Source organism: Sphingomonas sp. LH128 (genome assembly GCF_000293195.2).
In the GTDB taxonomy this organism is placed as follows: Bacteria; Pseudomonadota; Alphaproteobacteria; order Sphingomonadales; family Sphingomonadaceae; genus Novosphingobium; species Novosphingobium resinovorum_A.
In genome coordinates, this window is record NZ_ALVC01000551.1 from 1 (window position 1) to 331 (window position 331).

At 64.7% G+C, this 331-nt stretch carries 1 protein-coding gene; it reads right to left on the bottom strand.

Annotation, left to right across the window (positions count from 1 at the left end; genetic code table 11):
- Nucleotides 1-331: toprim domain-containing protein (locus LH128_RS30170; RefSeq protein WP_008833490.1), on the bottom strand; the 331-nt coding region annotated here is incomplete at both ends.

Genomic DNA, 331 nt, shown 5'->3' on the forward strand with positions numbered 1-331 from the left:
CACCGTCCCGCGCCCATGGCATCTCTTCTGCATCTCGAGGGCCTCGAGCGCTTGGGCCCAATCCTTGTAGCTCTTTGGGAAATCGACGCGGATCACGCGGTTGTCATTCGCATAGCGATGGGAAGCCCGGTTGACGGCACGGCGCCCTGCGGTGTCGTAGTCGCCTGCCAGGATCAGTTCGGTAACGCTGTCGGGGATTGTAACCAGACCGAACCGGCGCGAGCCCAACGTTGCCCAGCACGGAAGGTTGTTGATGCGGCTCCACGCGCGAGCGGTCTCGAAGCCTTCGGCAAGGCCGATGGTGGGACCGGTACCGCCCCCACGCCATGCG